General features: G+C 62.4%; 4 protein-coding genes. All 4 read left to right on the top strand.

Features of this window, described 5'->3' with window-relative positions; translation table 11 throughout:
- Positions 1 to 156: 156 nt before the first annotated feature.
- Genes RGM2987_RS00465 through lnt form a run of 4 tightly spaced genes read left to right on the top strand, consistent with a single transcriptional unit; the run spans position 157 to position 4049 of the window.
- Positions 157 to 1167 carry a PhoH family protein gene (locus RGM2987_RS00465; RefSeq protein ID WP_245138154.1) on the top strand — a complete coding sequence of 337 codons (1011 nt, stop codon included), beginning with the start codon at positions 157 to 159 and terminating at the stop codon, positions 1165 to 1167.
- Positions 1160 to 1618 (top strand): rRNA maturation RNase YbeY, encoded by a 459-nt coding sequence (gene ybeY / locus RGM2987_RS00460; RefSeq protein ID WP_245138153.1) that lies wholly within the window; start codon positions 1160 to 1162, stop codon positions 1616 to 1618. The genes RGM2987_RS00465 and ybeY overlap by 8 nt, the downstream gene beginning before the upstream one ends.
- A 40-nt stretch (positions 1619 to 1658) precedes the next feature.
- The gene (locus RGM2987_RS00455) at positions 1659 to 2498 is read left to right on the top strand and encodes an HlyC/CorC family transporter (RefSeq protein WP_245138152.1); all 840 of its coding nucleotides are present in this window, start codon (positions 1659 to 1661) and stop codon (positions 2496 to 2498) included.
- A gap of 27 nt (positions 2499 to 2525) precedes the next feature.
- Positions 2526 to 4049 carry an apolipoprotein N-acyltransferase gene (gene lnt / locus RGM2987_RS00450; protein ID WP_245138151.1) on the top strand — a complete coding sequence of 508 codons (1524 nt, stop codon included), beginning with the start codon at positions 2526 to 2528 and terminating at the stop codon, positions 4047 to 4049.
- Positions 4050 to 4145: the final 96 nt, after the last annotated feature.

Raw genomic sequence — 4145 nt, 5'->3', positions numbered from 1 at the left:
CAACTGACCCACCGCATTCGCGAGCAAGCCCGCTCCCACAATGGATCGCGTCGGTCGCCTGGAATCCGCCTGGGTCCGTTTAAGACCTTTCGCACCCAGCCTACTGGCGCTATCCTTGGTTTCATCTCTATTGCCCCTGGGCGGCTAAAAACGACCTTGAACGCACCTATCGAACCACATCGCTTTATTCTCGAGCCCTTTGAGGCTCGCCGCTTCGCCAATCTGTGCGGGCAATTCGACGAGCATCTGCGCTTGATCGAACAGCGCCTGGCCATCGAGATCCGCAACCGCGGAAACCAGTTCGAACTGATCGGCGAACCCAAACACACCACCTCCGCGGAAAACCTGCTGCGCCGTCTCTACCGGGAAACCAAGGGGAGCGAGCTGTCGCCGGACACTGTGCACCTGTTCCTGCAGGAATCGGCCGTCGAAGAACTCGACAACCACGCCCCCTCGGAGCCTGCCGTGGCCCTGCGCACGAAAAAAGGCATGATTCGCCCGCGCGGCCTGAACCAGCAGCGCTACGTGAAGGAAATCCTCGGCAACGACATCAACTTCGGCATCGGTCCGGCCGGGACCGGCAAGACCTACCTGGCGGTGGCCTGCGCGGTGGATGCGCTGGAGCGCGAACAGGTGCGCCGCATCCTGCTGGTGCGTCCGGCGGTCGAAGCGGGTGAAAAACTCGGCTTCCTGCCCGGCGACCTGACCCAGAAAATCGACCCGTACCTGCGCCCGCTCTACGATGCGTTGTACGAAATGCTCGGTTTCGAGTACGTCGCCAAGCTGATCGAGCGCCAGGTCATCGAAGTCGCGCCGCTGGCCTACATGCGTGGCCGTACGCTGAACAATAGCTTCATCATCCTGGACGAAAGCCAGAACACCACCGTCGAGCAAATGAAAATGTTCCTGACCCGGATCGGCTTCGGCTCCACCGCCGTCATCACCGGGGACATCACCCAGGTCGACCTGCCGCGTGGCACCAAATCCGGCTTGAACCATGTGATTCAGGTGCTCAAGGACGTCCCGGGCATCAGCTTCACGCATTTCATGCCCAAGGACGTGGTGCGCCATCCGCTGGTGCAACGCATTGTCGAAGCCTATGAGCGCTTCGAGAATCGTGCCGACGAGGACGCCACCGAAGGCAAAGGCAATCGCCACAATGCTTGAACTCGACCTGCAACTGGCCAGTGAACAGCCCGCTCCCAGCGAAGCCCGGTTCCGCCAATGGTGCGAGCTGGCCCTGCGCCAGCGCAGCGCCGATTCGGAACTGACGATCCGCCTCGTGGACGAACCGGAAGGCCGTGAGCTGAACCACACCTGGCGGCAGAAAGACTACGCCACCAACGTGCTGTCATTCCCCGCCGATGTCCCCGATGAGTTGCTCGACATCCCACTGCTGGGCGACCTGGTGATCTGTGTCCCGGTGGTTGAACGTGAGGCCGCTGAGCAAGGCAAGGCCCCCGAGGCCCATTGGGCCCATCTGGTGATTCACGGCTGCTTGCATCTTCTGGGCTACGACCATATAGAAGACGACGAAGCCGAGGAAATGGAAGCACTGGAACGAACGTTGCTTGCAGAGCTGGGTCATCCCGACCCTTACGCCGGCGACGAACACTGATACATCAACCTGTAACGACAAAGGATTCAGAGTAATCGCTATGAGCGAAGATCGATCGAGCAACGGGCATAAGTCATGGCTGGGCAAGCTCACCCAGGCTTTTGCCCATGAGCCGAAAAATCGCCAGGAGCTGTTGGAGCTGCTGCGCGATGCACACCAGAACAAGCTGCTGGACAGCGAAGCGCTGGCCATCGTCGAAGGCGCCATCCAGGTGGCTGACCTGCAAGTACGTGACATCATGGTCCCGCGCTCGCAGATGGTCAGCATCAAGGCGACCCAGACACCCCGCGAGTTCCTGCCCGCCGTGGTCGACTCCGCTCACTCGCGCTACCCGGTGGTCGGTGAAAGCCATGACGACGTCATGGGCGTGTTGCTGGCCAAGGATCTGCTGCCGCTGATCCTTCAGGAAAACGGCGACAGCTTCAACATCAAGGATTTGCTGCGTCCGGCCACCTTCGTGCCCGAGTCCAAGCGCCTGAACGTGTTGCTGCGTGAATTCCGCGCCAACCACAACCACATGGCAATCGTCATTGACGAGTACGGCGGCGTGGCCGGGCTGGTCACCATCGAAGACGTCCTGGAGCAGATCGTCGGCGACATCGAAGACGAGCACGACGTCGAGGAAGACAGCTACATCAAGCCACTGCCCAGCGGCGATTTCCTGATCAAGGCCCTGACGCCGATCGAGAATTTCAACGAATTCTTCGACAGCCAATTCTCCGACGACGAGTTCGACACCGTCGGCGGCCTGGTGATGAGTGCGTTCGGCCACTTGCCCAAACGCAACGAAACCACGGAAATCGGTTCCTGGCGCTTCCGCATCCTGAACGCCGACAGCCGTCGGATTCACCTGCTGCGCCTGTCCCCTATTGCCCGATAAACCCTGCGAGACCCGCTAAGGACGAAAATGCGCTGGATAACCCGCCCCGGCTGGCCCGGTAACCTGCTGGCCGTGGCGGCCGGTGCGATCACCACCCTGGCCCTGGCGCCGTTCGACATCTGGCCGCTGGCACTGCTGGCGGTCGGGTTGTTCTACGCCGGGTTGCGCGAGCTTTCGCCGCGCCAGGCCCTGGGCCGTGGCTGGTGTTTCGGTTTCGGCCTGTTTGGCGCCGGCACCAGCTGGATCTACGTCAGCATCCATAACTTCGGCGGCGCCTCGGTGCTGCTTGCCGGCTTATTGATGCTGCTGTTCGTCGCCGCCATTGCCTGGTTCTTCGCCCTGCCCGCCTGGCTGTGGGCGCGCTGGCTGCGGCGCAACGAAGCACCGCTGGCCGATGCCCTGGCGTTCGCCGCGCTGTGGTTGGGCCAGGAAGCGTTTCGCGGCTGGTTCCTGACCGGGTTCCCGTGGCTTTATTCCGGCTACAGCCAGCTCGACGGCCCCTTGGCTGGCCTCGCGCCACTGGGTGGGATGTGGCTGATTTCCTTCACCTTGGCCCTGAGCGCCGCGTTGCTCTACAACGCGCGTCGACTGATCGGCACCGGGCGCAAGGGCTTCATCGCAGCCGGCGTAGTATTGCTGGTCGGCCCCTGGGTGGCCGGCATGGCGCTCAAGGGGCACGCCTGGACCCGTCCTTCGGGCGAGCCGCTGAGCGTCGCGGCGATCCAGGGCAACATCGAGCAAAGCATGAAGTGGGACCCGGAACAGCTTAACGCGCAGTTGGCGCTGTACCGCGACATGAGCTTTGCCTCCAAGCGCGTCGATCTGCTGATCTGGCCGGAAACCGCGGTGCCGGTGCTCAAGGAATCAGCCCAGGGCTACCTGGACATGATGGGCAGCTTCGCCGCCGAGCGACATTCGGCGTTGATCACCGGCGTGCCAATTCGCCAGCTGGTACACCGCGAGAAACGCTACTTTAACGGCATCACCGTGACCGGCGAAGGCGATGGCACCTACCTCAAGCAGAAACTGGTGCCGTTCGGCGAGTACGTGCCGCTGCAAGACGTACTGCGCGGCCTGATCGCGTTCTTCGACCTGCCCATGTCGGACTTCGCCCGGGGCCCGGCCGACCAGCCCTTGCTGCAAGCCAAGGGTTACCAGATCGCGCCGTTCATCTGCTATGAAGTGGTCTATCCGGAATTCGCCGCCAGCCTCTCGGCCCGCAGTGACCTGCTACTGACCATCAGCAACGACACCTGGTTCGGCACTTCCATCGGTCCGTTGCAACACCTGCAAATGGCCCAGATGCGCGCCTTGGAGGCCGGCCGCTGGATGATCCGCGCCACCAACAACGGCGTGACCGGCCTGATCAACCCCTTCGGCCAGATCACCGCGCAGATCCCGCAGTTCGAACGGGGCATCCTGTATGGCGAAGTGGTGCCGATGCACGAGCTGACGCCTTATCTGCAATGGCGGTCGTGGCCACTGGTCATCCTGTGCGTGTTGCTGCTGGGTTGGGCACTGATGACGGGGCGAATGGCCAAGACCGTCTGAGGCACGCCTCAAGTCTTGAGTAAACACATTGTGGCGAGGGAGCTTGCTCCCGCTGGGGCGCGCAGCGGCCCTGTTTTGGGGGCTGCTGCACAGCCC

The sequence above is a fragment of the Pseudomonas sp. RGM2987 genome, from assembly GCF_022952855.1.
Taxonomy (GTDB): domain Bacteria; phylum Pseudomonadota; class Gammaproteobacteria; order Pseudomonadales; family Pseudomonadaceae; genus Aquipseudomonas.
This window is presented reverse-complemented; position numbering and strand designations above follow the sequence as displayed.

Coding starts and splice junctions, on each gene's coding strand:
- RGM2987_RS00455 (WP_245138152.1), top strand. CDS start 1,659: ATGAGCGAAGATCGATCGAGCAACGGGCATAAGTCATGGCTGGGCAAG.
- ybeY (WP_245138153.1), top strand. CDS start 1,160: ATGCTTGAACTCGACCTGCAACTGGCCAGTGAACAGCCCGCTCCCAGC.
- lnt (WP_245138151.1), top strand. CDS start 2,526: ATGCGCTGGATAACCCGCCCCGGCTGGCCCGGTAACCTGCTGGCCGTG.